The following is a 25,677-nucleotide window of genomic DNA, read 5'->3' as shown; positions in this document are numbered from 1 at the left end:
TCCATACGAAAAGGAGTTCGTGATGAACTCCTTTTTGTTTACTCTTCGGTTTCCGTATTCACGTCTTCCTCTTCGGGCATCGGCTCCAAGTCCATCGTATACACGTATTCCTCACCGAAGTTATTCAAGATGAACAGTTCTTCTTCCGCTCGTGTCGCGAGTCCGTTTGAGAATCCGATGACGGCGTACATCTCCTCTAGAAGAACGTCTTGCTCTTTGTCAATCTCATCAAAGATGGCTTGTTCCCATCGTTCGATGATTTGACCGAGTTGACGATAATCTTCGGGCTTGATTTTATTTTTGTCCCGTAACAGCTCCAAATAGTCGCGGACCTCTTTCAGATTGTCGTGCGTCATCGGGATGGCACCCGCTTTTTCCGTCGCCAAAATCTTTTGGTGCGTCATCAGATGCATCGCATCGACGAGATTCCCTTTGTTTAATTTTTTCTCATCGTCAAAGACGAGCCCCGTCGTCTCCTGCGGATTGATTCGACGCGTCACGTTTTGACGCCGCCCGAGCGGGTCTTCTTCTTTGATGATGTCAATCAATTCAAGCGCCCGCTCATACTCTTCTTCCGTCAAATTGTCCCGGTCGAGCTCACTTTGATTCGGTCCCAGCCAATACTGATAGAATGCATATGTAGCAATGACCACTATTACTAAGACAAGTCCCATCCAAGGAAACCATTTTTTCCATTTCATTTACCATTCACAACCTTTTCCTTGATTTTCTCCATCAAGGATAACATATATGCCCATACTAAAATTCCATAAAAAGGCTTTTTATCATGACCTGACATAAAAAAGTACCCGCCCTTGTTTAAGAGCGAGTACTTCATCTTCTTATGCCTCGAACAACAATTGTTCTGGATCTTCAATCATATCTTTGATGTGCTTGAGGAATGTTACAGCTTCACGACCATCTACGATTCGGTGGTCATATGAGAGGGCGACATACATCATCGGACGGTTTTCCATCGTGTCCGCGTCGATTGCGACTGGGCGGAGTTGGATCGAGTGCATCCCAAGGATGGCAACTTGTGGTCCGTTCAAGATTGGAGTTGAAAGAAGTGAACCGAACACGCCACCGTTTGTGATCGTGAACGTACCTCCTGTCAGGTCGCCTAAACCTAACTTGTTGTTACGCGCTTTATCCGCAAGGTGAAGGATGTCTTTCTCGATTTCACCAAAGTTTTTACGATCTGCTTCACGGACGACAGGGACGACGAGACCGTCTGGCGCCGATACGGCAATCCCGATATCGTAATACTTCTTCAAGACGATTTCATTTCCTTGGATTTCAGCGTTCAAGTAAGGCATGCGCTTAAGAGCCGCGACCGCTGCTTTCGTGAAGAATGACATGAACCCGAGTTTGACATCGTTGTCTTTCACGAACTTCTCTTGGCGACGTTTACGAAGTGCCATGACCGCCGACATATCGATTTCATTGAACGTCGTGAGCATCGCTGCCGTCTGTTGCACTTCTACGAGACGGTTGGCAATCGTTTGACGACGACGTGTCATCTTGATGCGCTCTTCTTCTTTCCCACTCGCAGCCGGTTGCGGTGCAGGTGCTGAAGCAGCTGGTTTTTGCTCTTTCACAGCTGGTTTGTCTTCATGTTTTGAGACGTCATGGACGTTGATGCGTCCCATCGGATCGTTCGTTTGAACGGCCGAGAGGTCGATGCCTTTCTCACGAGCGAGTTTACGGGCAGCAGGTGTTGCGATTGGTCCTTTACCCGGGCTCGCGACGTGTTCTTCGCGTTTCTCTACTTTCTTGCCTTCTTCAACGGACTCCGTTTTCTTCTCAGTCGGCGCTTCTGTCTTCGTTTCTGTCGCGTTTTCTGTCTTCGTCTTCGTCGCGACAGCCGTTCCGCCACCAGAACCTGAACCGAGACGTGCAATGACGTCGCCAACTTGAACCGTATCCCCTTCTCCGGCAAGTTGTTCTTCTAACACACCCGCTTCGTCAGCTGGGACTTCGATATTGACCTTATCCGTCTCGAGCTCGACGATGGCTTCCCCTTTTTCGACTTGGTCGCCTGGCTGTTTGAGCCATGTCGCGACCGTTCCTTCCGTAATGGATTCTGCTAATTCAGGTACTTTAATTTCGACCACAATGAGTTCCCCCTTAACTTATTTACGATCTTTTTGATATGTGCTCGTGCCTGCACCGCTCGAGACGACGTCGCGAGAAAGTGCTTCACGGATGATGCGTGCTTGTTCTTGCTTATGAGCTGTCGGATTTCCTTCAGCCGGGCTCGAACGACGGCGACGACCGATGTAACGAACGTCGAGTCGGTTCGTTGTGACCGCTTCAAGACGAGGCTCGATGTACGTCCAAGCTCCCATGTTTTTCGGCTCTTCTTGGACCCAGACGATTTCGCGCGCGTTCGGATAACGGCTGATGACGTCACGAATCTCACGTACCGGGAATGGATAGATTTCTTCGACCCGGATGATGTGCAAGAAGTCGAGTGACTCTTCTGACTTGCCGACCGCTTCCGCGAGGTCAATCGCCATCTTCCCTGTGCAGAAGACGAGACGTTCGACTTTCTCTGCGTTCTCACCGAGACCTGGCTGTTCAACGATTGGTTTAAAGCTCTCTTCCGTGAACGCCTCAATCGGTGACGTCGCGAGCGGATGACGAAGGAGACTCTTCGGTGTCATGATGATCATCGGACGAATCTCTTCTTTGCCAAGCATCTCAGCTTGGCGACGGAGAATATGGAAGTATTGTGCCGCAGATGAAAGGTTTGCGACTGTCCAGTTCTTCTCACCGGCAAGCGTCAAGTAACGCTCCATCCGTGCACTCGAGTGCTCTGGTCCTTGTCCTTCATAACCGTGTGGCAAGAGCATGACAAGCCCTGATTTTTGACCCCATTTCGCACGACCGGCCGAGATGAACTGGTCGAACATGACTTGTGCCGAGTTCGCAAAGTCACCGTACTGGGCTTCCCACAATACGAGCGTGTCTTGGGCGAATACGTTATACCCATATTCAAATCCAAGAACCGACCCTTCTGAAAGCGGGCTGTTGTAGACAGAGAACGAAGCTTTCGCCGTCGACAGCTGATGGAGTGGCGAGAACTTCTTCCCTGACTCGACATCGTTCAACATGATGTTTCGTTGGGCGAACGTTCCGCGCTCCGAATCTTGACCGCTCAAGCGGACCGGCGTACCGTCTGAAAGAATCGAAGCGAAGGCGAGCGTTTCCGCATGACCCCAGTCGATTTTTCCACCTTCACCGAAAGCGTCACGGCGACGGTCGAGTACTTTTTGAAGTTTGTGGAAGACACCGAATCCTTCTGGCCAGTCAAGCAACTCTTCGTTCAATTGCGTGAGGAATTCAAGCTTCACGCTCGTGTCGACTTTCGGGAATCCTTTATGGACTGCTTCCGGCAAGACGATGTCAGCATCTTCTTCTTCAGAAGGAACGAGATCCCGCGCTGCTTTAAGTTCTTCTTCGATTTTTTGCTCGATTTTTGCTTTCTCATCTTTCGTCATGATGCCTTCTGCCTCAAGTTGCTCGGCATATACGTGACGGACAGATTGATGTCCTTTGATTGCTTTATAAAGAACCGGGTTCGTGTTCATCGGTTCGTCCATTTCGTTGTGACCGTAACGACGATACCCAATCAAATCGACCAAGATGTCTTTATGGAACTTGGCACGATACTCACTAATCAATTTTGCGACGGCGACACACGCTTCCGGGTCGTCTGCATTCACGTGGAAGACTGGAATTTCATACCCTTTGGCGATATCACTCGCGTAACGTGTCGAACGTGAATCGTTCGGGTCCGTCGTGAAACCGATGGTGTTGTTGGCGATAACGTGAACCGTTCCACCTGTACGGTAACCCGTCAAGTTCGTCATGTTGAGCGTCTCCGCCACAATTCCTTGTCCTGGGAACGCCGCATCTCCGTGAATCAAGATCGAAGCTGCCAAATCATCCTGCTGGACAGCCGATCCTTTTTCAGAACGATCATCTTGTGCGGCACGCGTGTACCCTTCGACGACAGATCCGACAAATTCAAGGTGACTCGGATTGTTCGCCAAGTTGAGACGTACTTCTTTTTGTTGTTCGACGACTTTGCGATCAAGCCCGAGGTGATATTTCACGTCGCCTGACCAACCAAAGTTGATGCCGATTGACCCTTCAGACGGAATCAATTCTTTGTTCGGTGCATGTTGGAACTCCGCAAAAATCATCTCGTATGGCTTGCCGAGTACGTGAGCGAGTACGTTCAGACGTCCACGGTGTGCCATCCCGATATTGATGTGTTCAGATCCGCTAGAGATGAGTCCCCCGACCATCGCGTCGAGTAACGGCACCATCGCATCCAATCCTTCGATGGAGAAGCGTTTCTGTCCGACATACGTTTTATGCAGGAATGATTCAAACAGTTCTGTCTCAGCAAGACGTTTGAACAATTCGATCTTTTCTTCTTTTGAGAAGGTTTGTTTCAATGCGCCTTGTTCGACTTGACGGCGAATCCACTTCTTCTCTTCCATATCGTCTAAGTGACGGAGTTCGATTGCAACCGTCCCTGTATAGACGTCAAGCAAGTGACGGAATAACTCAAGGGCACTCGCATTTGGTTTCGGTGCATCGTCCGAAAGAAGACGGGCCGGAATTTGTTTTAAATCTTCTTCTGTCAAATCATAACGAGACAGTTCGAACAATTCCTGTTCACGCGGATGATCTTTCAACGGATAAATATCCGCCGCCTTATGACCGAACGCACGAATATCGTTGACGAGACGTGTCGCCGAGACGACTTTCTCTAAGTCAAACGACGGACCCGAGGCCGGTACTTCTGTCGGTGATGATTCTGGTGCCCCGTTCTCGTCGAAGTAACGACGTGTCTCCTCATCGACCGAAGACGGGTCTTCCAAATATTGCTCGTACAGTTCAATGATGTAGCCTAAGTTAGGACCATAAAATGCTTGCGATTTCTCGTGAACATTCGACGACTCTCCCATTGAATAAATCCCCCTTATCCATTCCTAAACGCCCAATCTGTGAACGCTTTCATTTTAACATGTAGCCCGAAGCCGTTCACTCTTCTCTTACCCTAGTGAACAAAACCAAATCTTGCCTCTTACGCTCAACTTCATACTACACCTTTCATGCTAGAAAGACCCTTACAAATTCACAATTCGTCCATACTATTTCGATAAGTTTTGCTTATCGATAAATTGTGTCTCAGCGGATTTGTTTCAAACATTTCAAAAAAAGATGAAACCTTATTTCAAACAAGCCCGTAGAAGGGGGTGTAGGAAGAACACTATCACTCAAAAAAGAAAGCTAGGTGACCACATGTTATCCGTACAAAATGTCCATAAGAAGATGGGAAAAGCAACGGTATTGACGAATGTCAGCTTTGATGTCGCCCCGGGTGAAATCTTTGGTTTCCTCGGACCGAACGGCGCCGGGAAAACGACGACGATCCGAATCATTACAGGCCTCATGCCTGCAACACATGGAACCGTGACGGTCGATGGGTATGACGTCGCGAACAACCGCCAAGAAGCACTCAGCCGAATCGGAGCCATCGTCGAGAATCCGGCGTTCTATCCGTACATGACCGGTCGTGAGAACTTGATTCATGCCATGAACTTGATCCCGAACTTAAAGAAGGTCGATTTGAATGCGCTTGGTGCGCTCGTCGGACTCGATGGAAAGCTCGATATGAAAGTGAAACAGTATTCGCTCGGGATGAAACAACGCCTCGGGATCGCCCGTGCCTTGTTGCATAATCCAAAAGTACTTATCCTTGATGAGCCGACGAACGGTCTCGACCCAGCCGGGATTGCTGATCTCCGGAATTACTTACGCCACCTCGCGGACCACCGCGGCATCGCCATCCTCATCTCGAGTCACTTGTTGAGTGAGATGGAATTGATCACGGACCGCTTCGCCATCATTGACCAAGGACAAATCAAATCAGTAGAAGACGGTCAGACGAAAGCCGATAGCGTCATCCTCTGTAAAGTTGCGAAAGAACAGATGAGCGATGCGCTCGATGTCGCGGCACTCGCCTTCGATGATGTGAAAATCGTTCAACAGTCAGCCGAGTCGTTCATCGTCCCACGTCAGGAGACGGATATCCCTGTTCTATTGAAGCAATTGATTGAACGGGATATCGCCGTCTACCAAATCGGCATGAAACACGAGTCACTCGAAGAGCAATTCTTGAAATTGACGAAAAAAGAAGGAGGTACGAACAATGCGTTCATTACTCAGCAATGAATGGATGAAGTGGCGCCGCACGATTAAGCCTTACGTCGCCTTAGGTGTATACACCGCGATCATCCTCATCGTATATGCCGTACTAGCGAGCGGAGAAGGGACACCGGAAGCGGCATCGTTCTTCGAATTCTCAACGATGGGCGCCATTGCCTTCCTCAGCATCTTTACCATCGTTTTCACGGCCGAAATGGTCGGGAATGAGTTGAAATTTGATACGTTGAAGCATCTCTTGATGAGTCCGTATTCCCGAGACCGCATCTTGCTCTCAAAACTCGTCATGGCCGTTCTCGTCATGTTGCTCCAATTCGTCTTTATTTTAGTCGTCGCGTTCGGGTTCTCACTCACGTTAGACGGTTCTGTCACATGGGATGTCGTTCGTCCGATCCTTATCAGCGTGAGCGGACCCATCTTCATCATTTTCTTGACGCTCATGTTTTCGGTCGTCTTCAAATCAGTCGGTGTCGTCATCGGTTTCACGGTGCTCGCGAACTTCGCCTCAAGTATCATTGGTGGTCTTCTCGTTGCATGGAAACCTGAACTCGCAAAATGGATCGTCTTCTTGCATGCAGATCTTTCAGTCTATGACTTGAACCCAGAATTCATGGATGCGATGGATGTCACGATGGGCTTCTCGATCTTCTATGTCGCCCTTCACATCATCGCCTTCTATCTCATCACGGCATTTATGTTCCGTAGCAAAACGTTTGCGGAATAAGCGACCGGTCCCTTGTCATTCGATTCGTTCGAGTGAGAAGGGATTTTTTCTAGTCTGATAATGTAGGTGTGACGCTTCTCCCTCACCTTTGTCACACAAATTCAACATTCTGTCAGAAGTCTCCCACCTGTATGCGATATGATGAAACTAACAGTACGTAAGAAGGATGTGACAATATGGCTCTCACGATTGGATTAGCATTACTCGTCTGTTTGATTGCACTTATTTTTACTATCATGGTCGGACTCGGAAAAGACCGCTCCACGTACAGCCAAAAGAAGAGCTGGTCGATGGTTTCTTGGCTCTACATCATCTTGCTCCCTGTGGCGTTCATCGGACTCGGACTCCTCTACTATTTCATTACGAAATAACGCAAAAAAATCACGATGCCTGAATAGAGGCATCGTGATTTTTTATGCGATTAGGTCGCTCCAAATTTTGATGGTACTCGCTAAGATGAGTAACGCTAAAATCCATTGAAGCGCTTTTGTATTCATATTCTTCCCGACATTCGCCCCGATTGGTGCAGCAATCAGACTCGCGATAATCATAATGATTGCCGGACCCCAGACGATTTGATCGGTGATAATTTTACCGAACGTCGACCCGATCGACGAGATAAATGTGATGGCGAGCGAACTTGCGATTGCCATCTTCGTCGGGATGCGCAAGACGACGAGCATGATCGGCATGAGAATGAATGCTCCTGCCGCTCCGACGATACCTGCTGCAATCCCGACGATGAAAGCTGAACTTGCCGCAATCATCTTGTTGAACTGCACTTGATCAAGCGGCATATCGTCTACTTGTGGCTTCGGTAAGAACATCATAATTGTCGCAATCGTCGCGAGTACGGCGTAAACAACATTGATCATCGTCTCCGATAAAATCGTCGACCCGTATCCTCCAATGAAGCTTCCGATTAAGACCGACACACCCATATAGAGGATCAACTGTTTATTTAAGTATCCACCTTTACGATAGGCATAGATTCCACCGATTGTCGCAAAGAATACTTGAATCGCACTGATTCCTGATACTTCGTGGGCGCTGAACGCCGCAAATCCTAAGATTGGTGGAATGTATAACAACATCGGATACTTGATGATCGACCCACCAATCCCGACCATCCCTGAAATGAACGACCCGATAAACCCAATTAGAAAGATTGTAATGATAAACCCGAACTCCATATTGACTCCTCCATTTACTCTCGTATTCTCTACTTATTCAATCGATTCCCAAGCCATCATCCCGCCTGACACATCATAGATTTTCGTATAGCCGGCCTCTTGTAATCGGTTAGCAGCCTGGGCACTTCGATTACCACTTCGACAGATGACGTAGATTGGCTCATCTTTCGGATACGGTAACTCGTTGGCATCTAATGAAGATAGTGGTGCGTTCACCGCCCCTTCAATATGCCCCCCCTCGTATTCGGACGTTTCTCGTACGTCAAGAAGTGTTATTCCCTCGTTTTCCAATTTGTTTTGTAGAGTTTCAGCATCGATTTTCGTGATTTCATCCTTTTCTGATGTGATTACAAAGATAAAAATCACCATAACAGCCAAAATCCCAACAAATAAGGAAATTTTCTTCATGTTTTCCCCTCCAATTCTTTTCACTTGCGCTCATTATACCTTAGGGGGTATATTAAAGCCAACGAAACATTCTCGTTGCCAAAAACCTTAAACACGAAAAGGAGATCAAAGACTCATGAAGACGATTACGACTACTGAATTAGAAGCGTTACTTCAAGCTGACGACTCACTCAACCTCATCGATGTACGAGAGGTAGATGAATATGCTGGAGGTCACATTAAACAAGCGAAAAACGTACCACTTTCTGAATTCGGGGCGAAAGTCGATGAGCTCGATCGCTCTAAACCGATTCACGTCATTTGCGCAGCCGGTGGACGCAGCATGAACGCATCCGCTTATCTCGACTCACTCGGATTCGATGTCACGAACGTCGACGGTGGGATGATGAGCTGGCAAGGCGAAGTCGAATAAACCATTACATTCATAGGGGGAAATTGATATGTTACTACGTTATTTTTATGATGAGAAATTAGCACAAGCTTCATATATGGTCGGATGCCAAATGACAGGAGAAGCCATCGTCATCGATCCGGCCCGGAACATCGAGCCATACCTTCAGGAAGCGAAAAAAGAAGGCATGAACATTGTCGCAACAGCTGAGACACACATTCATGCGGACTTTGTATCGGGCTCACTCGAACTCGCGAAGCGCACAGGTTCGAAAGCTTATTTATCAGATGAAGGCGATGCTTCTTGGAAGTATGCGTTTGCCAAGGACATCGACGCACAACTCGTCAAAGAAGGTGACACGTTCAAAATCGGAAACGTGACACTCGAAGTCATGCATACACCAGGTCACACACCGGAACACATCTCGTTCCTTCTGTATGACCGCAACCAGACACAACCGATGGGAATCTTTACAGGCGACTTCGTCTTCGTCGGAGATATTGGTCGCCCTGACCTTCTCGAAGAAGCAGCCGGCGTGAAAGGAACGACGGCAATCGGTGCGGAACAAATGTTTGATTCACTCAAAAAATTCATGGCGCTTCCTGACTTCGTTCAAGTCTGGCCAGGACACGGTGCAGGTAGTGCTTGCGGGAAAGCACTCGGCGCGATTCCAACATCGACGGTCGGTTATGAGAAAGCGACGAACTGGGCGCTTCAAATGACGGACAAAGATGCCTTCATCAAAGAGTTGACGACGGATCAACCAGAACCGCCGAACTACTTCGCCATGATGAAAAAAGTGAACAAAGAAGGCATTCAAGTGACGACAGACATCGCTCGTCCTGAAGTCATCGGTTCAGATCGCCTTGATACACTCGTCGAAGAGACGCAAGTCGTCGACACGCGTAAAGGAGAAGACTTTGCGAACGGACACGTACCAGGGACAATCAACATCCCGTACAACAACAAGTTCGTCTCGTGGGCTGGCTGGCTCGTCAACTTCGATAAAGACATCACACTCATCGCAAATGCGGAAGATGTCGATCAAGTACAGACCGACCTTCAATCAATCGGTCTCGACCGTCTTCGCTTCATCGTTCCGGTCGAAGAGCTCGATGCTTCACTCTTGACGGAAACGTATACGGACGTGACAGCAGAAGAAGCAATCGAAGCTGCAGAAAAAGGTGACGTCTTCGTCCTTGACGTTCGAAACGCGACAGAATGGAATGCGAGCCATTACGAAAAAGCAGAGCGCATCTTGCTCGGTAAACTCACACGTGATCACGAAGGTCTTCCGACCGATCAAACGATTGCGGTCCACTGTGCGTCAGGCGTACGCTCACGCATGGCAGCAAGTGTCCTTCAATCGCTCGGCTACAAAGATATCCACAATATCCTCGGTGGCTACGGCGCGATGAAGACTGTCTTGAACGCTCAACAAATCAAGTAATGTTATACTGACTATGAATATGGCGCCCGCTTCGAGAGGGGCGCCTTTTGTTTAGGAGGGAAAGACGTGGTCGCTATCGGTCCACTTAACATTCGTGTCGATTTACTCATTTTTTTAGTGAGCCTTGGTATCCTTTACGGGATCTTTCGTTTCCTCGGTCTGACGAGTAAGCAACGTGAAGCCGTCATCGGTACATGGTTTTATGGATTCCTCGCCTGGAAAGGAAGCGCCATCCTCATCGGTCTGTTGACGACTCGTGATATTTCTCTTGCCCTCTACGCTACAGGAGGCGTATGGTCTCAATGGATCGCGGCCGCTGTTGTCCTTTGGCTCGTCTATCGACTCGATCGAAACCTTTTAGGATATTGGATGCTGAGCGGGCTCCTCGTCTGGCTCGGGATGACACTCGCGGTTCCGGTATACGGGACGATATTCTCTCTACCCGACCAGCCGATTCATCTATGGAGTGCTGTCCTTATCCTCATACTATTAGGGGCGACATGGCGCTGGATGCATGCGCCGACTCGAGGACACATCCTTTGGACCGTCCTTGGCGCATCTAGTATCTGGCTGTTTCAGTCGTATGCGGTTGGACAAGTTCAATGGTGGATGATCGGCATCGTCTTCATCCTGCTCGGACTTTCGCTCTATGTCGCTCGTCCTTCAAGAAGAGTCGTACAATTGAGTATCGGTGCTCTCGTCTTGCTCGCGGTCGTGAACGCTGCCCTACCAGAACGCGCGACACAAACGATCACGTCAGAGACGGCATCGACCGGTCTAAACATCGGGCAAATTCCCCCATCGTTTGAGTTACAACGAACTGATGGGAGTACGTTCGACTTAGCATCGTTACACGGTCAACAAGTCGTCGTTAACTTTTGGGCGTCCTGGTGTCCTCCGTGTCGCGCAGAAATGCCGGACATGGCGGCGTTCGCGAAAGAGCGAGACGACGTGACGATTGTCGCCGTCAACACGACGACGAGCGAACGTGACCCGGACAATGCCGTCTCGTTCGTCGAACCGTATGAAGACGCCTTTACCGTTGTCTATGACCGTGACGGTCAAGTCGGTGATGCGTATCGGATTCAGGCGATGCCGACGACATATGTGCTCGATGAATCCGGTGTGATCATCGCGAAACAATTCGGTGCCATCGACAAGAATTGGCTCGACGCTCAAGTAAATTGAACATGACAAAACCGCCGACAGTAATTTGTCGGCGGTTTATCTTATTGCTTCAAATAGCCTTGTGCTTTCAAGAAGTCTTTGACGTCAAGACGCGTCGATTTTGACAACATGCGTCCCATCTGTCCAGTCCACGTGTCTTTACGCGGGTTCGAGCCACGGACCATATAGTAATCGTGAATTAACGCATCGTAATCGGAAAGGGACTGCTTCATCCGTTCTGGATTCGCTTCATACGTATTCTCATGGTAAACATGATGGAACGGTAAGCGTGGTTTTTGACCCTCGACTGAGGCCGGTACACCGACGGCCATGCCGAAGAGCGGGATGACCCGTTCCGGCAATTCGAGCACTTCTTTAACCGCAAAAAGGTCGTTCCGAATGCCACCGATATAACAGATGCCGAGCCCCATCGACTCTGCCGCTACGGCCGCATTTTGTGAGGCGAGTGCAGCGTCGATCACAGCGACAAGCAACTTCTCATCAGTCTCAAGCGTCGCAGACACTTCCGCTTCCTGTAGCTCACCAATCATTTCATGGCGATGCAAATCCGCACAAAAGACGAAAAAGTGACCGTTCTCGACGACATAGGACTGGTTGCCCGCAATCTCGGCAAGTCGTTTCTTCTTCGTTTCATCGGTCACCCCGATGATGGAATAAGCTTGGATAAAGCTAGACGTCGATGCGCGTTGAGCGCTCTCAACGATGGTTCGGATTTGTTCATCTGTTAATGTCTCGTCCGTAAAGTCACGGACGGAACGGTGGTTCAATAATGTCTCAATCACTTCGTTCATACGTTCTTCCCCCTTTTTTCAATCTTGGCACAAGCTTTCTGAATCCACAAATGAGAGGAATCCGTCGGGCACATTTTGAAGGGGGACGCTCACTTCTTGTTTTCTTATGCTATCATTATAGACTACATAGAAAATACGACAGCGTAACTTCGAATAAGGAGCGAGATATATGAAAAGAATGCCATTTTACATTCCATTCCTGCTTGGGGTGCTGCTCCTCTCCGGTTGTACGGATGCCGATGTGAGCGTCCCGACGTCGACTGAAGAAACGGTCGAAGAGGAACAGACACAAGAAGAACAGACAACCGAGACGCCTTCACCTGAACAGGAAGCAGATTTATTTGAAGGCTATACACAAATTGAGGTCGATGGCGGTGATCAGTCCGGAACACGGGAAGCGAATGTCGTCGTCGATATCGGCTTCGGCGACCGTGAGTACTGGGCGTTCACGAACGAGCATGGTCAATTGATTCGTGTTATCGCCGACGAAATCACGCTTCAAGACGATGAGACCGAAGACGTCAATTCTTCTGGTCGCTATTATTCAGACGAGGCGAAAGTGCCGGGTGTCGAAGACCCGAATCTCGATGAAGGTCATATCATCGCTGATTCGCTCGGTGGTGTCTCGAACGCCTATAACATCACCCCACAAAACAGTGCACTCAACCGCTACGGGGACCAGGCGTTCATGGAAGATGTCATCCGGAAAGCTGGCGGCGCGAAAGACTTTGAGGCGATCATTACCTATCCGAACACGACGACACAGATTCCTTCCCGCTACCAATACACGTATACCGTACGAGGCAATACGGTCACGGATACGTATGATAACGCGGACCCTGAAGAGGTGAACGAATCGCTCGATTTGACGGACGATTCTCCACCTGACGTGACGACGGAGCCTGTCGAAGAGCGAGAATTATCCGATATCGACGTTGACGGAAACGGACAAGTGACAATCAAAGAAGCGAAAAATGCCGGATTCGAGATGCCGATCACGCGTGATCATTGGTTGTACCAGTATATGGACGACCGAGACGGTGACGGGATGGTCGGTGAATAACCACAATAGACGAGACGTTCCTCTATGAGAGGGGCGTCTTTTTTCATCAAAAGATGTTTGGCAAAATAACATCAGCATTTACTCCGTGAAAGTTGCCTTTCAACCGAGATTTTTCTATGCGGCTGATTCATCAGGAGCCGACGTCTATATGATGGTAACTTTCAGATTGCTCCTCAATCAAAAGTGGATTGATGATTTTTCGTAACATGAAGTACAATTATTGTCATATCACACTTCTAAAAATGACCATAAAGGAGTTTCTGTCTTTGAATACGAACCGAAACACTTTTTTCTACTTATTGTTAGCAGGAACTTTTTTATTTGTCTTTGTTTTAATCTCTGAATTCTTTTTTCACTTTAGAATCATATCCAACCATTCCATCACCTTACTCTTTACTTCCTTAACAGTTTTTTTGGTTATATTACTTACCTTTTCAGTCTTGTATGTTAGAAAAACCGGAGATGAAAAGGGACCAATACTGTAGGGGTGTTACTATTTTTCGGAGTGATTTTTCTTTTATTCTTACTCATCAACTTGCTAGTTATGGTGTGAAAAAGAAAAATAATCCGACACTCTCAGTCAAACAAGTCCAGCTCATAGCGAATCCTTTATCTGAATGTTTGTGTGGTCACTTCATTTTATACACGGCTTTCGCTATGGGCTTTTTTGCGTTCATTTTGTTGCTTCCCTTCATCATACAAAAAACCGCGGCACAAGACCGCGGTTACATGCTTAGTTCGACATTTGGTTCAAGAATGGTGCGAGATCAACGTTCAACTCGTTCGAGAGACGCTCCCCGAGCTCACGATCCGCACGATAGAAGTTGCAGATCAAGAGAAGAACCGTCTTCTCATGACGAACTTCTTTGATATGCGCAACGAGGTTACGGATTAGCGCGTCCTTCTCTTCCTGAGAATAACGGCGATACACTTCTCCGGCCTGACCGAAGTCGTTCGTCTTCTCAATCTTCTGACGACCTGTCACGCCTGTGATCGGTTGCGGCGTTTCAATATAGTCCGCGTTCGGCTTCGGTGCGTCTTCATAGCGGTTTGGCTCGTAGTTGACCGGACTCGTCTGTTGCTTGAACGGCATCGCCCCGTCACGCTGGTTGTTCGCGACTTGAGCGAACGGGCAGTTGATCGGAAGTTGAAGGTAGTTCGGTCCGATGCGGTGACGCTGCGTATCCGAATACGAGAAGAGACGTCCTTGGAGCATCTTGTCTTCCGACGGCTGGATTCCTGGGACGAGAACCCCCGGGTTGAAGCCGACAGATTCTGTCTCGGCGAAGTAATTGTCGACGTTCTTGTTGAGCGTCATCGTTCCGACCAATTGATACGGGATGACGTCTTCGAACCAATCTTTCGTCGCATCGAGTGGGTCAAAGTCGAAGTTGTCCATATCCGCCGGGTCTAAAATTTGCACAAATAGATCCCATTCCGGATAGTCTCCTTGCTCAATCGCGTTGAACAAGTCACGTGTCGCGTGGTTGAAGTCTTCCGCCTGAATCTTCGCGGCTTCTTCCATCGACAAGTTTTGAATGCCTTGCTTCGGTACCCAGCGCATCTTTATGTACACTGTGTTGCCAAATTCGTTCACCCATTTGAAAGAGTGGACGGACGATCCGCGCATATGACGATACGATGCCGGAATGCCTTCGTCACTGAACAAATGAAGTAGCATGTTTGTTGATTCCGGGGTGAGTGACATGAAGTCGAAGAAGCGGTCCGGGTCTTGAAGGTTTGTTTGTGGGTCCGGTTTGAGCGAGTGAATCACGTCCGGGAATTTAATCGCGTCACGGATGAAGAAGACCGGCAAGTTATTTCCAACGAAATCATAGTTCCCTTCTTCCGTATAAAACTTGACGGCGAAACCACGTGGGTCACGAAGCGTCTCCGGTGAACCTAAGCCGTGGATGACGGTCGAGAAACGCGCAAACACAGGCGTCTCTTGCCCCTCTTCTTGCAAGAATGCGGCTTTTGTATATCGTTTCATACTATTTTTTACAGTGAAGACACCATGCGCCCCTGCCCCTCTCGCGTGAACGACGCGTTCTGGTACTCGTTCACGGTCGAAATGCGCTAATTTCTCAATTAGTTGGTAGTCTTCGAGAAGCGTCGGGCCCCGACGACCCGCAGTGATGGAGTTGGCGTTATCCCCGATTGGTACGCCTTGGTTAGTAGTTAGTTGACGGTGTTGATCCATATGATTGCCTCCCGTTATTTATAATCATTACAATATTGATATTAATAAAACATTATAATGATTACAAATAAAAAGCTCGTGAATCACGAGCTTTTTTTCATGTGTCTCTTTTGTTTGGCCTTTTCACGTTGATGGAGCGTCACGACGAAGAACGCGGCGAGCACTCCACCAAGTGACCCGGCGATGATGTCGACCATCGTATCGTCGTTCCCGTTCCCTTGCATCGTCGTGTTTAAGACGACGTCTGATGTAAATTCATACATCTCCCAAAGCGCCGCACCAGCCATAGAAAAGACAACGATATAGACGAATAAAAATCGCTTCGGAATTTCGGTTCGAATGTCGTCATCGAGCCGACTGAAAAAGTCGAATCCTAAAAATGCAAGAAAGATACCGCTCAAGAGGTGTAGGAACGTGTCCCACCAGCCGTTCCCGTACAATCCGACGATGGAACCTAAATACTGTGAGGCAAACAAGAACAGGATATATGCCACCTTCATCTTGCTGTCGAGTTCTGTTTTGAACGTCTTTTCAATGAAAAACGGGATGAGACCAGAGATGATCCCGGCTCCCGCAACACTCGCATCGAACCAGGATTCTTCAATGATCGATGTGACGAGCATGACCGCCATGAACAAGACGAATCCAAACTCGAGGATACGCCCTTTCGTGAGCTTCATGATATTTCCCTTCTTTCGTCTAGTTTGTTCTCTATTAGCTTTATTCCCAACTCTTAATCGTGTTCAACCACACAATCGAATTTAGTTGGACTCACTTGCTTTTTACGAACATATGTTCTATAATGTATATTATGAATCCGAGGAGGAACTTGCTATGCCGATCAATCCGTATCTCAACTTTAATGGGAATTGCCGTGACGCCGTGAACTTCTATGCGGACGTATTCAACCATGCCGCTCCAGACATCATGACGTTCGGCGACCAACCTGGTCCAGACGGTCAACCGGTGCCGAGTGAAATGGCTGATCTCGTGCTGCATACCCGACTATCGATTCACGGCTCATCGCTCATGTTTTCTGATGCGATGCCTGACGGACCGGTCACGTTCGGGGACAATGTCACACTCGCCGTCGTCACGGACGACCTCGATGCCATCCATCGTGAGTTCGAAGCGCTCTCTGTGAACGGCCGTGTCTTGATGCCGCTTCAAGAGACGTTTTGGAGCAAGGCGTACGGCATGCTTGAAGATCAGTTCGGTGTCCAATGGCAGTTTAGCCACGAAGCATAAGAACGACAAAAAATCCCCGATTCTTGACGAATCGGGGATTTGCTTATTTTTGGGCTACGAAGAAAATGCGCTCCGCATCCGCTCCCGGTGCATGTTCGGTGAAATCTGATGTGACCGATTTGACGTGGAATCCGGCACCTATCAACCATTGCATGTACTGCCCTGGTTCATATGTCCGTTGTTCATGCGTCTCCTCGATCCGTTCGTACGTCCCATCTTCAAGCGCGACGAAGAACGTCAAATCATGAACGACCGAGAGCGGTGCCTCTCCCGGGTCGGCAAACCAGATATACGAGCAATCTTCCCCGTTTGACGCGTACGTCTTTTGGTTGAAGAGCGTCTGCATCTTATTCGGCGCATGGACATCAAAGATGAACAGCCCGCCCGGTTTGAGTTGGTTGTAGACAGATTCGAACGTGTCGATCACATCTGCCTCATCCCGCAGGTAGCAGAGTGAGTCACAGAGGATCGTCACCGCATCGACTGGTTCCGGTAATTCCAACTCACGCATATCTTGTTCCCAAAGTGGCAACTCGATTTCTGCTTCGAGTGCCTTTTCTTGTGCGACTTCGAGCATCGACTCCGATAAGTCGATCCCCATCACGTCGTAATGTTCGGCGAGGCGAATCGTAGCCAATCCTGTCCCACATCCGACATCCGCGAGTGTCGCGCCATCTTGGATGTGACGACGCACGAAAGCGACCCACTCATCATACGGCGCGTCTTTCATTAACTCGTCGTATACATAGGCGAATCCTTCGTATGCCATTAGCCGACTTCCACTTCGACGTGCGGCGCGTCAGCCCACAATTTCTCTAGGTTGTAGTAATCACGGTCGTCACGATGGAAGATGTGGACAACGACGTTCTCGAGGTCAGCAAGTACCCAACGTGCCGTGTCCATTCCTTCAAACTTGTGGAGTGGTAGGTCGTTCTCGCCAGCGACATCTTTGATCTCACGTGCGATCGCTTCAACTTGCTTCTCCGAGTTCCCGTGACAGATAACGAAGTAATCCGCAATCGGCGAGATCCCTTCCATGTCGAGTACGACGATTTCCTCGGCACGTTTATCGTCAGCCGCTTTTACAATCAATTCTAATTCTTCTCTTGCAGTCATATTGACCCTCCTAAGGTGTATTCACAAAATCATTATACGTTTCAATCGTCAGTGGAAAAATGCGCACCGACTTTTTCAATAAAAACTCAATCGTCTGTTTCAGTGTCGCGACAACCGCCCCTTCGAGCGAATGCGCTGCCTCTATTCGCAGGCGATCAACCCCTGGATAATTGCGATTCGGTTCGATGGCATCGGCCACGAACAGAATTTGATCGAGACGAGACATCCCAGGCTCTCCCGTCGTATGATTCCGAATTGCCGATAGTACGGTTTCCTCGAGTTCATACTGACGAGCAAGCAAGATCGCACCGACCGGCGCATGCAACAACTCGTCCCCGTACTCAAGAAGGCTTGAATCAAGTCCCTCTTCGATGACGACTTGACGCATCTCTTCCGTGTCAAAGTACTTGGCGTAGTCATGAAGCATCGCTGCTAGACGAGCCTCTTCGACGTTCTCGCCGTACTGAACCGCCATCCGCTCTGCCGTCTCGACGACACCGAGCGTATGGATATAGCGTTTTTCTGGTAGCGTCTGTTTAATCAACTCATGCGCTTCTTCAAACGTCATACAGCTTATGCTCCTTCACATACGTCTCGACGAGCGCCGGGACCAAATATTTGATGGATTTACCTCGCTTCGCCCGCTCCCGAATATCGGTGGACGAAATCTCAAGTTGTGGCATATCGATCGGACGAACGTCCGCCTTCTCTGGAATCAAGTAACGTGTCCCCGGACGGGCGACGGCGCCGAATGCGACAAGACGAATGAGCGTCTCATAGTCGTGCCACGACTCGAGTGCGACGAGTGAATCCGCTCCAATCAAGAAATAGAACGTATCGTCTGGATGCTGTTCAATCAACCGCTTCATCGTCTCTACCGTATAGGACGGCTCACTCCGCTCAAACTCAATCAGATTCAACTTGAACTCTGACTGACCTTGAATGGCGCGGCGGGTCATCTCGATTCGATGGTCTGCCGAGCTGAAGCCGATCTTGTGTGGCGGAATCGCAGCCGGTAAAAACCAGACTTCATCGAGCTCAAGTTGTTCGCGAGCTTGTTCGGCAATCAACAGATGTCCGAGATGTGGCGGGTCGAACGTGCCCCCCATCAAACCGATGCGGCTCATGGGAGTTTGATTTGGCGATTTTCTTTCTCAGTCGCCTCTTTGTATAAGACGATGACTTTACCAATGACTTGAACAACCTCAGCTTTTGTACCTTCTGATAATTCGCCGGCCACGTCTTTTGGCGTGTCCATGCAGTTTTGAAGTACTTGAACTTTGATCAATTCGCGTTTTTCGAGTGCGTCCACGATATCTTTACACATCGCTTCGCTGACCCCATTCTTCCCAACTTGATAGATTGGTGAGAGATGATGCGCTTCTGCGCGTAAAAAGCGTTTTTGTTTACCTGATAGCATAGTATATTATTCCTCCAATAATCCTTCGATTAACTTTTTTCCGATGGTTTCGTCCGGTTTCACGCCCGTCCATTTTTCGAACGAGAGCGCGCCTTGCCCGACGAACATGGCTACCCCTGTCACAATGATGGCCCCGCGATGTTTCGCTTCACGAAGCATCGGGGTGACAAGTGGACGATATATGATATCACAAACGACCGTGTTTTGTCGTAGTCCTTCTAATGAAAGTGGTGTCGAGCTCTTGTCCATGCCGACAGAAGTCGTCTGAATGATGACCTCATATTGCGAGACGTCGACCTTTTCGAACGTCGTGTACGTGACATCGAACACGTCTGCGAGTTCTTTCGCCCGTTCGACTGTTCGATTGACAATCGTCACCCGACGCGTCGGTAGTGCCTGTACGATCCCACGCGCAGCCCCACCCGCACCGATGACGAGGACTTGTCCTGTCCAATCGGTGAACGGTGTCAGTGCTTGGACGAGCCCGGCACCGTCCGTATTCGTTCCGACAAGGCGTCCGTCTCGCTTATACACTGTGTTGACGGCACCGGCAAGTTTTGCTGCCTCATCGAATTCATCGACGTAACGAACGACTGCTTCTTTATAGGGAATGGTGACGTTGAATCCGTCCCATTCTCCGCTCCGCATCGCTTCAAACAGTGCAGGTAAGTCGCTCGCCATGGCGTCAATGGCCTCATAACGCCCGAAAAGCCCAGACGCCCTCAACCACTGCTCGTGCAGCTGGGGAGAGAGCGAATGAGCAATCGGGTGGCCGATGACAGCCAGATTCATACGAGCGCCTCGCGGAGTGTGACTGCGACGCCTTTCGGAGCCCAAGCCGCAATGCGACCGCCTTTACCGTGAATTGCGACCCATCCGAGGCCACTGAACACGATGTCTGTCTTCACACCATCTCGTAAGCTGAATTCATGGCGTACGAGTGGTGGTAAGATTTCGAGCGTCTTCTCGTTCGGTGGATTGAGCATTTTCCCAATATGCTGGTCATAGAGCTCATCCGCGCGTTCGAGTTTCGTACGGTGTGCTTTCAACTCGTTCGACATATAGATGACGAACGATCGTTTATTGCCTTCCAAGTAATCCAAGCGTGCCAAACCGCCAAAGTAGAGCGTCTGTTGCGGATTTAATTGGAACACATGTGGCTTGATTTCTTTTTTCGGCGTAATTGTCTTCAAATCTTTCGCATCGACGTAATGCGCCATTTGATGACGGTTGATAATCCCTGGTGTATCGTACAAGTTCGCATCATCATCAAGCGGGATATCGATCAAGTCAAGCGTCGTTCCCGGGAAATGACTGACAGTGATGATGGCTTCATCCTCTTCACCGAAACGTTTGATCACCTGGTTGATGAGTGTCGATTTCCCGACGTTCGTACAACCGACGACAAAGACGTCTTTGCCTTTTCGGTAATATTCAATCTTCTCCGCGAGTTCATCGATGCCGTGTCCTTTTTTCGCACTGATCAAATGAACGTCAATCGGGTTCAAGCCGAGCTCTTTCGCTTCAGCCTTCATCCAGTTCGCCATCCGGTTCGGGTTGACGGATTTCGGCAACAAGTCCACCTTGTTCCCGACTAAGAGGACCGGGTTCGAGCCAACAGAGCGTTGTAGACCCGGGAGCCAACTGCCATTGAAGTCGAAAATATCGACAATCTTGATGACGAGTGCCTCTTTTGAACTGATCCCATTCAAGATGCGCAAGAAGTCATCATCTGACAACTCGACGTCTTGAACTTGGTTGTAATGCTTCAATTTGAAGCAACGTTGGCAAATGACGATTTCTCGGTCAAGTGCCGATTTTGGTGCATAGCCGACCCCGTTCGGGTCTTCCGTTTGGATGGCTACGCCGCACCCAGCGCAATATCGTTTGGTTTCTTCCATAGTTGTACTTACTGCCATTCAGGTTTCCCCTTCTTCATTCGCCGTAGCACCTCGCTGCTACTCCTGAAGCGTTAATTCCGACGCCTTGGTCGCCGTACATGGGCAGCCTCCTTCTTCCTGTGCGTTCGAGGTCTTATTCATCTTTTTTATGTGAATCTTTGGAATGTGGATGCATCGCTTCGCCGATTTTTTCAGCGACCGCAACTTTCGCCCGCTGTGCGTCGACAGCTAGCTCTTCCACTTTTTTCGTGATCAATACATACTTCCCGCGACGCTTCATGTGCGCAAAGACAACCTTCTCAAGCATCCGGTTGAATTTCGTGACGAGCCCGTCCGTTTTGACGACCGGTTGAACGTGGATGACATGGATGCCAGCCATATTCGCACCGAGTACGTCCGTAAACAACTGATCCCCTAAGAAAATAGCTTCTTTCGGCGAATAGCCATATTTCGCGAGTGCCTCTTTAAAACCGGACGGTAACGGTTTTCTGGCACGCGCGACATAATGAAGACCGAGCGGCTCCGTAAACGTTCGTACACGGTTCTCGTTATTATTTGATACGACAATCACATCGAAACCGTATGATTTCACCTTTTCAAGCCACATTAATAAAAGCTCAGGCGCATGCGGAACATCCCAGGCCACGAGTGTATTATCAAGGTCGGTCAAAATGACACGTACCCCACGGTCTTTCAATTCTTGTAAGTCGATGTCAAACACAGACGCGACGAACTGTTTCGGATAAAGTCGATTAAACACGTAAAATTCCTCCAATTAGCTAAACGATTCAACTACTTATACAAGTATTGATATCCCTTCTATGGTAAACGAAAACCGACCAAACGACTAGTCTATCGTTCGGTCGGAAGAAAATTGATACAAAATTAGTTGGTTTTGATTGTCCCGATGACGTCACCGAGTCGAACCGGGCCCATTTTTTCATGGTTCATTTGAATCGCATCTTTCTCAAAACAAAGCACGACCGTCGAACCGAATGAGAAGTATCCGACTTCTTGCCCTTTCTCCGCTTGATCGCCCTCGAGCGTCCACTCAATCGTGTTCACGTTCAAGGCACCGACCATGATATGCTCATACGTCCCAGCTGGACTGTCAAAGCGTGTCACACGACGGTAGTTACGAGAGAGCGGTCTCACCGTCTCCGTCAACCCAATCTCGTTCACGGGTGCCGAGCGGTCGCCCAGTTCATAGTGACTGAGCACACGACCCGAAAGCGGCGTATGGACGCGGTGATAATCGCGTGGGCTGAGGTACAGGACAACGACCGTTCCACCTGCATAACGTCTCGCCTCTTGTTGAGAACCAAGTAATTCAGCAAGTGTATACGACTGACCTTTCACCTCAAAACGGCTATCCTCTGAGATCGATTCGATGACAGATAACTTTCCGTCACACGGTGAGACGAGTGTCTCGGAAGACTCATCGATTGTTCGCGCTCCCGGCTTCAAGTGACGGGTAAAGAACGCATGCAGTGATGGATACGCAGCAAGCGGTTGTTCTGCTTCATCCACCGCAATGTCATACACTTTGGCAAACGAAGGAATCAAGTGGCGACTCACACTTGATTCCGCAAAGCGCTTCAAGCGTGTAGCAATCCAAGGCGAGGCGTTCAACTCAAATAACGTTTGGTAGAAATGACGCTTCATTCCTCTTTTGCCTCCTCATTTTTAAAGAATGTTTCGTATTGTTGTTCAGAGACCGCACCTTCAATGCGACCGACTTCTTTTCCATCTTCGAATCGGATGATCGTTGGCGTCCCATTGATGCCGTATGTTTCCCATACGTTATGGTCTGCCAAGTTGATTGAGACCGCATCGTATTCTTCGATGAGTGGTTCGACATATGGTTTCACTTGCTCACAATATTCACAGCCTGTTTGCCAGAAGTAAGCGACAACCTCGCCGTCCTGGTCTAACTGTTGCTGCAATTCGTCTGCAGTGACGGCATTGACGCCCTCTTCTTCATTGGCTCCGTTCAAAAAGAACAACAGACCGATTCCGATGACGATAATCGCTCCGATAATGGCGAACGTGATAAAATTCGCGCGTTTTTCAGGGTTTTTCATATGCATGATCCTCCTCTTATGTTGGATAAAGAAAAAAGACTGACTCATGCACGAGTCAGTTTGATTGTAGACGGCTTACTTCTCTTGTGCAACGTCGCTGATTCCCATGTCTTGGTTTAAGACATCGAGAAGTGCAACGAAGATTGTGATGGCCACGCCAAATCCTGTCGCGAGCATCGCGTTGAACTCTACACCATCAACAGCAGAAATGATAAACACCGCTGTATTTGAGAGCACAATCGCCCAGATTAATGTCACTAAATAACGCATTGAACGTCCCCTCCATCTCACAGATGATTCGTAAAAATTCATACGACATTAGTATAGCATTGTTCGAATGGAATATGCGACTTCGATTCTATATTCTTTCCGTCAAATCGAAAAATATGATACGGTCGTAGAAACATCATTGTGAAGAAAAGAGGATGACTGATGTCACGTTATTTAATCGCAGTTGATTTAGATGGAACGTTATTAAGAGATGATAAAACCATTAGTGAACGAAATCTCCGTGCCCTTCAAGCGGCGCGTGAAGCTGGTCATGAAGTCATGATCGCGACAGGGCGTCCAAAACGCCATTCCATCATGTACTATGAGCAAATGGGATTGACGACTCCGCTCGTCAACTTCAACGGTGCCTTCGTGCATCACCCGAAAGATGCGAATTATGCGGTCACACACCGCCCGATTCCGCTCAAGACCGCACATGATATCATTGAAGAGGTCGCTGACACGAAAGCTCATAACATCGTTGTCGAAGTGACCGACCACGTTTATTTCCAAAAAGACCCGCAAGAGTTTTACAGCCCGTATGCAGAACGTGCGCTCAGCGTCACGTCTGGTAACTTGTTGACACACTTGCAGGACGAGCCGACGTCACTTTTGATTCACGCGACAAAAGACCACGTGGCGCACGTCCGCTCTCAGCTTGACGACATTCATGCCGAGGCCGTATTGAACCGTCAATGGCGCATGCCGGAGCACATGATTGAAGTCATGAGCAAAAACACGTCGAAGGCACTCGGACTCCAGGAAGTCTCGAAACATTTGAACATCGACCGGAAACAGATCATCGCTTTCGGTGATGAAGAGAACGACCTTGAGATGCTCGACTATGTCGGGACAGGTGTCGCAATGGGGAATGCCATTGACCAACTGAAAAACGTGGCCAATGAAGTGACGGCTTCGAACATGGACGACGGGATCGCCCTCTTCTTAGAAGAACGACTTGGGATCAAGTCATAACGAAAGCACCGACTAGAACTGAACCATTATCAAACAGAGGCTTTTCTTCCTGATTAGGATGAATTGCCTCTGTTTTTGTATCTGTGCATACACCGGATTTGGCACGCCGCTTTCCTGGGGGCGGGCTGCGAGCCGCATCGCCTTCGGCTGTTGGGTCTCGCCTTACCCGCTGATTCCCTGGGAGTCGGTGTGCCCTACGGCGTCGCTAAAGATATCCGAAATCCCGAGCGTACAAATGTCATTTCTGTTCAGACAATTCGAATCCTATCATCAAATAAAACGAATCAAATAGTCGTCAAAAATCTTGTTCATGACTTTCGGGGTGTTCGCGATGTACACATTGATTTGTTCCATGTTCGAGTCGACTGGATTCGTATTGCGTTCATCCGTCGGAAAGTCAGAGATTCCTTTAACAATGATGCACTCGACGTCGTTTTTCTTGCAGATATATGCAATGGCACCCGCTTCCGTATCAGCAATCGTGATCTCATGTTCGTTCAACTCTACATAATCCTTCCACATGACGACAGCCCGGTCAGCCGTTGCAATCGTCCCCGTCAAAAAATCACCCCCGTAGTGAGAGAGTGGTATGTCAACTATGAAAGATTGTTTGATCAACGGTTCTATCTCTTTAACCGTACAATCATATTGCACGGCACGATGCGGTACGATGACGTCTAAATGACTGTACGTGTCATCTATTCCGGCACACGTTCCCGCCACAATCACCTTATCCAAGTCAAAACGAGAAATCATGTATTGATTGGCCCCGACCCCGTTCGTTTTCCGTACACCGGTGAAATAAAAAATTAACTCAGTATCATTTACTTTCTTCAGAAAAAACTCTCCGTACGGATATTCACAACGTTCTTCATTGTTCACTTCAAAATAGTCTAATGTCGCCTCGTATTCCCATTTCGTCGCAATACTGACCCCAATCATCATCTATCTTCCCCAATCAATTGATGTATTACCTACATAATAACCCCTACTGAGCACTTCA

General features: G+C 48.7%; 29 protein-coding genes. 9 read left to right on the top strand and 20 right to left on the bottom strand.

The window, feature by feature from the left end; genetic code table 11:
- Positions 1–38: 38 nt before the first annotated feature.
- The 3 genes from KNO99_RS09375 to KNO99_RS09365 all read right to left on the bottom strand — a co-directional run bounded on the left by KNO99_RS09375 (position 39) and on the right by KNO99_RS09365 (position 4,988).
- Positions 39–701: a DUF6241 domain-containing protein gene (locus KNO99_RS09375; RefSeq protein ID WP_214747776.1), complete on the bottom strand. Its 663-nt coding sequence runs from the start codon at positions 699–701 to the stop codon at positions 39–41.
- A gap of 141 nt (positions 702–842) precedes the next feature.
- Positions 843–2,117 carry a 2-oxoglutarate dehydrogenase complex dihydrolipoyllysine-residue succinyltransferase gene (odhB, locus tag KNO99_RS09370; RefSeq protein WP_214747773.1) on the bottom strand — a complete coding sequence of 425 codons (1,275 nt, stop codon included), beginning with the start codon at positions 2,115–2,117 and terminating at the stop codon, positions 843–845.
- An 18-nt stretch (positions 2,118–2,135) separates the two neighbouring features.
- Positions 2,136–4,988: a 2-oxoglutarate dehydrogenase E1 component gene (locus tag KNO99_RS09365; protein WP_214747770.1), complete on the bottom strand. Its 2,853-nt coding sequence runs from the start codon at positions 4,986–4,988 to the stop codon at positions 2,136–2,138.
- A 337-nt stretch (positions 4,989–5,325) separates the two neighbouring features.
- On the opposite strand from KNO99_RS09365, the gene KNO99_RS09360 reads away from it, so the two are divergent.
- The 3 genes from KNO99_RS09360 to KNO99_RS09350 all read left to right on the top strand — a co-directional run bounded on the left by KNO99_RS09360 (position 5,326) and on the right by KNO99_RS09350 (position 7,344).
- Complete coding sequence (locus KNO99_RS09360; protein ID WP_214747767.1) at positions 5,326–6,258, top strand: ABC transporter ATP-binding protein; 933 nt, start codon at positions 5,326–5,328, stop codon at positions 6,256–6,258.
- Positions 6,236–6,973, top strand: coding sequence for an ABC transporter permease (locus KNO99_RS09355; RefSeq protein WP_214747764.1), 738 nt, complete (start codon positions 6,236–6,238; stop codon positions 6,971–6,973). Before KNO99_RS09360 ends, KNO99_RS09355 begins: the two co-directional genes overlap by 23 nt.
- 176 nt (positions 6,974–7,149) lie before the next feature.
- Positions 7,150–7,344, top strand: coding sequence for a hypothetical protein (locus KNO99_RS09350; RefSeq protein ID WP_214747762.1), 195 nt, complete (start codon positions 7,150–7,152; stop codon positions 7,342–7,344).
- A 42-nt stretch (positions 7,345–7,386) separates the two neighbouring features.
- On the opposite strand, the gene KNO99_RS09345 is transcribed toward KNO99_RS09350, so the two are convergent.
- Together KNO99_RS09345 and KNO99_RS09340 are read right to left on the bottom strand one after the other, a co-directional pair.
- Positions 7,387–8,166, bottom strand: a complete 780-nt coding sequence (locus tag KNO99_RS09345) for a sulfite exporter TauE/SafE family protein (protein WP_214747759.1) — start codon at positions 8,164–8,166, stop codon at positions 7,387–7,389.
- A 33-nt stretch (positions 8,167–8,199) separates the two neighbouring features.
- The gene (locus tag KNO99_RS09340) at positions 8,200–8,574 is read right to left on the bottom strand and encodes a rhodanese-like domain-containing protein (RefSeq protein ID WP_251131015.1); all 375 of its coding nucleotides are present in this window, start codon (positions 8,572–8,574) and stop codon (positions 8,200–8,202) included.
- Positions 8,575–8,689: 115 nt separating this feature from the next.
- On the opposite strand from KNO99_RS09340, the gene KNO99_RS09335 reads away from it, so the two are divergent.
- From KNO99_RS09335 to KNO99_RS15495, 3 genes are all read left to right on the top strand, one after another.
- Entirely contained in the window at positions 8,690–8,986 is a 297-nt protein-coding gene (locus tag KNO99_RS09335; protein ID WP_015881009.1) for a rhodanese-like domain-containing protein, read from the top strand.
- 28 nt (positions 8,987–9,014) lie between these two features.
- Positions 9,015–10,415 carry an MBL fold metallo-hydrolase gene (locus KNO99_RS09330; RefSeq protein WP_214747756.1) on the top strand — a complete coding sequence of 467 codons (1,401 nt, stop codon included), beginning with the start codon at positions 9,015–9,017 and terminating at the stop codon, positions 10,413–10,415.
- 66 nt (positions 10,416–10,481) lie between these two features.
- A complete protein-coding gene (locus KNO99_RS15495) occupies positions 10,482–11,603 on the top strand; it encodes a TlpA family protein disulfide reductase (RefSeq protein ID WP_214747753.1) in 1,122 nt (373 codons plus the stop codon).
- 41 nt (positions 11,604–11,644) lie between these two features.
- Here the strand turns inward: KNO99_RS15495 and nfsA are convergent, their stop codons facing one another.
- A complete protein-coding gene (gene nfsA, locus KNO99_RS09320; protein WP_214747749.1) occupies positions 11,645–12,394 on the bottom strand; it encodes an oxygen-insensitive NADPH nitroreductase in 750 nt (249 codons plus the stop codon).
- 169 nt (positions 12,395–12,563) lie between these two features.
- Here nfsA and KNO99_RS09315 point away from each other — a divergent pair, with 169 nt between their 5' ends.
- Complete coding sequence (locus tag KNO99_RS09315; protein WP_214747746.1) at positions 12,564–13,457, top strand: DNA/RNA non-specific endonuclease; 894 nt, start codon at positions 12,564–12,566, stop codon at positions 13,455–13,457.
- A gap of 733 nt (positions 13,458–14,190) precedes the next feature.
- Here KNO99_RS09315 and KNO99_RS09310 read toward each other — a convergent pair.
- The gene (locus KNO99_RS09310; RefSeq protein ID WP_214747743.1) at positions 14,191–15,660 is read right to left on the bottom strand and encodes a catalase; all 1,470 of its coding nucleotides are present in this window, start codon (positions 15,658–15,660) and stop codon (positions 14,191–14,193) included.
- Positions 15,661–15,743: 83 nt separating this feature from the next.
- Positions 15,744–16,340 (bottom strand): DUF2238 domain-containing protein, encoded by a 597-nt coding sequence (locus tag KNO99_RS09305; protein WP_214696072.1) that lies wholly within the window; start codon positions 16,338–16,340, stop codon positions 15,744–15,746.
- Positions 16,341–16,494: 154 nt separating this feature from the next.
- Between KNO99_RS09305 and KNO99_RS09300 the strand changes: the two genes are divergently transcribed.
- Positions 16,495–16,908: a VOC family protein gene (locus tag KNO99_RS09300; RefSeq protein ID WP_214747740.1), complete on the top strand. Its 414-nt coding sequence runs from the start codon at positions 16,495–16,497 to the stop codon at positions 16,906–16,908.
- A 43-nt stretch (positions 16,909–16,951) separates the two neighbouring features.
- On the opposite strand, the gene KNO99_RS09295 is transcribed toward KNO99_RS09300, so the two are convergent.
- From KNO99_RS09295 to KNO99_RS09245, 11 genes are all read right to left on the bottom strand, one after another.
- Entirely contained in the window at positions 16,952–17,677 is a 726-nt protein-coding gene (locus KNO99_RS09295) for a class I SAM-dependent DNA methyltransferase (protein ID WP_214747737.1), read from the bottom strand.
- Entirely contained in the window at positions 17,677–18,024 is a 348-nt protein-coding gene (gene rsfS, locus KNO99_RS09290; protein WP_074032684.1) for a ribosome silencing factor, read from the bottom strand. The genes KNO99_RS09295 and rsfS overlap by 1 nt, the downstream gene beginning before the upstream one ends.
- Before the next feature lie 10 nt (positions 18,025–18,034).
- Positions 18,035–18,592 (bottom strand): bis(5'-nucleosyl)-tetraphosphatase (symmetrical) YqeK, encoded by a 558-nt coding sequence (yqeK, locus tag KNO99_RS09285; RefSeq protein ID WP_214747734.1) that lies wholly within the window; start codon positions 18,590–18,592, stop codon positions 18,035–18,037.
- A complete protein-coding gene (locus tag KNO99_RS09280) occupies positions 18,582–19,151 on the bottom strand; it encodes a nicotinate-nucleotide adenylyltransferase (RefSeq protein WP_214747731.1) in 570 nt (189 codons plus the stop codon). The genes yqeK and KNO99_RS09280 overlap by 11 nt, the downstream gene beginning before the upstream one ends.
- The gene (gene yhbY / locus KNO99_RS09275; RefSeq protein ID WP_074032681.1) at positions 19,148–19,444 is read right to left on the bottom strand and encodes a ribosome assembly RNA-binding protein YhbY; all 297 of its coding nucleotides are present in this window, start codon (positions 19,442–19,444) and stop codon (positions 19,148–19,150) included. The genes KNO99_RS09280 and yhbY overlap by 4 nt, the downstream gene beginning before the upstream one ends.
- A 6-nt stretch (positions 19,445–19,450) precedes the next feature.
- The gene (gene aroE / locus KNO99_RS09270) at positions 19,451–20,236 is read right to left on the bottom strand and encodes a shikimate dehydrogenase (RefSeq protein WP_214747728.1); all 786 of its coding nucleotides are present in this window, start codon (positions 20,234–20,236) and stop codon (positions 19,451–19,453) included.
- Complete coding sequence (gene yqeH, locus KNO99_RS09265) at positions 20,233–21,345, bottom strand: ribosome biogenesis GTPase YqeH (protein ID WP_015880995.1); 1,113 nt, start codon at positions 21,343–21,345, stop codon at positions 20,233–20,235. Before yqeH ends, aroE begins: the two co-directional genes overlap by 4 nt.
- Before the next feature lie 133 nt (positions 21,346–21,478).
- Positions 21,479–22,105 (bottom strand): YqeG family HAD IIIA-type phosphatase, encoded by a 627-nt coding sequence (locus KNO99_RS09260; RefSeq protein WP_214747724.1) that lies wholly within the window; start codon positions 22,103–22,105, stop codon positions 21,479–21,481.
- A gap of 125 nt (positions 22,106–22,230) precedes the next feature.
- Positions 22,231–23,010 carry a phosphatidylserine decarboxylase gene (locus tag KNO99_RS09255; protein ID WP_214747721.1) on the bottom strand — a complete coding sequence of 260 codons (780 nt, stop codon included), beginning with the start codon at positions 23,008–23,010 and terminating at the stop codon, positions 22,231–22,233.
- The gene (locus KNO99_RS09250; RefSeq protein ID WP_214696100.1) at positions 23,007–23,429 is read right to left on the bottom strand and encodes a thioredoxin family protein; all 423 of its coding nucleotides are present in this window, start codon (positions 23,427–23,429) and stop codon (positions 23,007–23,009) included. The genes KNO99_RS09255 and KNO99_RS09250 overlap by 4 nt, the downstream gene beginning before the upstream one ends.
- 75 nt (positions 23,430–23,504) lie before the next feature.
- The gene (locus KNO99_RS09245) at positions 23,505–23,699 is read right to left on the bottom strand and encodes a YjzD family protein (protein ID WP_074032676.1); all 195 of its coding nucleotides are present in this window, start codon (positions 23,697–23,699) and stop codon (positions 23,505–23,507) included.
- Positions 23,700–23,861: 162 nt separating this feature from the next.
- Between KNO99_RS09245 and KNO99_RS09240 the strand changes: the two genes are divergently transcribed.
- Positions 23,862–24,674, top strand: a complete 813-nt coding sequence (locus tag KNO99_RS09240; RefSeq protein ID WP_214747718.1) for a Cof-type HAD-IIB family hydrolase — start codon at positions 23,862–23,864, stop codon at positions 24,672–24,674.
- Between the two features lie 270 nt (positions 24,675–24,944).
- Here KNO99_RS09240 and KNO99_RS09235 read toward each other — a convergent pair whose 3' ends face one another.
- Positions 24,945–25,616, bottom strand: a complete 672-nt coding sequence (locus KNO99_RS09235) for a 5'-methylthioadenosine/S-adenosylhomocysteine nucleosidase family protein (protein WP_214747918.1) — start codon at positions 25,614–25,616, stop codon at positions 24,945–24,947.
- Between the last annotated feature and the right edge of the window lie 61 nt (positions 25,617–25,677).

Origin of the sequence: Exiguobacterium sp. s189 (genome assembly GCF_018617615.1) — a bacterium.
Lineage (GTDB): Bacteria > Bacillota > Bacilli > Exiguobacteriales > Exiguobacteriaceae > Exiguobacterium > Exiguobacterium aestuarii_A.
This window is presented reverse-complemented; position numbering and strand designations above follow the sequence as displayed.

Excerpts from the sequence above, each read along its gene's own strand:
- KNO99_RS09280 (WP_214747731.1), bottom strand. The coding sequence starts at position 19,151 with ATGAGCCGCATCGGTTTGATGGGGGGCACGTTCGACCCGCCACATCTC.
- KNO99_RS09295 (WP_214747737.1), bottom strand. The coding sequence starts at position 17,677 with ATGGCATACGAAGGATTCGCCTATGTATACGACGAGTTAATGAAAGAC.
- KNO99_RS09355 (WP_214747764.1), top strand. The coding sequence starts at position 6,236 with ATGCGTTCATTACTCAGCAATGAATGGATGAAGTGGCGCCGCACGATT.
- KNO99_RS09315 (WP_214747746.1), top strand. The coding sequence starts at position 12,564 with ATGAAAAGAATGCCATTTTACATTCCATTCCTGCTTGGGGTGCTGCTC.
- yhbY (WP_074032681.1), bottom strand. The coding sequence starts at position 19,444 with ATGCTATCAGGTAAACAAAAACGCTTTTTACGCGCAGAAGCGCATCAT.
- KNO99_RS09310 (WP_214747743.1), bottom strand. The coding sequence starts at position 15,660 with ATGGATCAACACCGTCAACTAACTACTAACCAAGGCGTACCAATCGGG.
- KNO99_RS09305 (WP_214696072.1), bottom strand. The coding sequence starts at position 16,340 with ATGAAGCTCACGAAAGGGCGTATCCTCGAGTTTGGATTCGTCTTGTTC.
- yqeH (WP_015880995.1), bottom strand. The coding sequence starts at position 21,345 with ATGGAAGAAACCAAACGATATTGCGCTGGGTGCGGCGTAGCCATCCAA.
- KNO99_RS09255 (WP_214747721.1), bottom strand. The coding sequence starts at position 23,010 with ATGAAGCGTCATTTCTACCAAACGTTATTTGAGTTGAACGCCTCGCCT.
- KNO99_RS09335 (WP_015881009.1), top strand. The coding sequence starts at position 8,690 with ATGAAGACGATTACGACTACTGAATTAGAAGCGTTACTTCAAGCTGAC.
- KNO99_RS09300 (WP_214747740.1), top strand. The coding sequence starts at position 16,495 with ATGCCGATCAATCCGTATCTCAACTTTAATGGGAATTGCCGTGACGCC.
- KNO99_RS09375 (WP_214747776.1), bottom strand. The coding sequence starts at position 701 with ATGAAATGGAAAAAATGGTTTCCTTGGATGGGACTTGTCTTAGTAATA.
- aroE (WP_214747728.1), bottom strand. The coding sequence starts at position 20,236 with ATGAATCTGGCTGTCATCGGCCACCCGATTGCTCATTCGCTCTCTCCC.
- KNO99_RS09340 (WP_251131015.1), bottom strand. The coding sequence starts at position 8,574 with ATGAAGAAAATTTCCTTATTTGTTGGGATTTTGGCTGTTATGGTGATT.
- KNO99_RS09350 (WP_214747762.1), top strand. The coding sequence starts at position 7,150 with ATGGCTCTCACGATTGGATTAGCATTACTCGTCTGTTTGATTGCACTT.
- yqeK (WP_214747734.1), bottom strand. The coding sequence starts at position 18,592 with ATGACGTTTGAAGAAGCGCATGAGTTGATTAAACAGACGCTACCAGAA.
- nfsA (WP_214747749.1), bottom strand. The coding sequence starts at position 12,394 with ATGAACGAAGTGATTGAGACATTATTGAACCACCGTTCCGTCCGTGAC.
- KNO99_RS09240 (WP_214747718.1), top strand. The coding sequence starts at position 23,862 with ATGTCACGTTATTTAATCGCAGTTGATTTAGATGGAACGTTATTAAGA.
- KNO99_RS09365 (WP_214747770.1), bottom strand. The coding sequence starts at position 4,988 with ATGGGAGAGTCGTCGAATGTTCACGAGAAATCGCAAGCATTTTATGGT.
- KNO99_RS09345 (WP_214747759.1), bottom strand. The coding sequence starts at position 8,166 with ATGGAGTTCGGGTTTATCATTACAATCTTTCTAATTGGGTTTATCGGG.
- rsfS (WP_074032684.1), bottom strand. The coding sequence starts at position 18,024 with ATGACTGCAAGAGAAGAATTAGAATTGATTGTAAAAGCGGCTGACGAT.
- KNO99_RS09360 (WP_214747767.1), top strand. The coding sequence starts at position 5,326 with ATGTTATCCGTACAAAATGTCCATAAGAAGATGGGAAAAGCAACGGTA.
- KNO99_RS09330 (WP_214747756.1), top strand. The coding sequence starts at position 9,015 with ATGTTACTACGTTATTTTTATGATGAGAAATTAGCACAAGCTTCATAT.
- KNO99_RS09245 (WP_074032676.1), bottom strand. The coding sequence starts at position 23,699 with ATGCGTTATTTAGTGACATTAATCTGGGCGATTGTGCTCTCAAATACA.
- KNO99_RS09250 (WP_214696100.1), bottom strand. The coding sequence starts at position 23,429 with ATGAAAAACCCTGAAAAACGCGCGAATTTTATCACGTTCGCCATTATC.
- KNO99_RS09235 (WP_214747918.1), bottom strand. The coding sequence starts at position 25,616 with ATGATTGGGGTCAGTATTGCGACGAAATGGGAATACGAGGCGACATTA.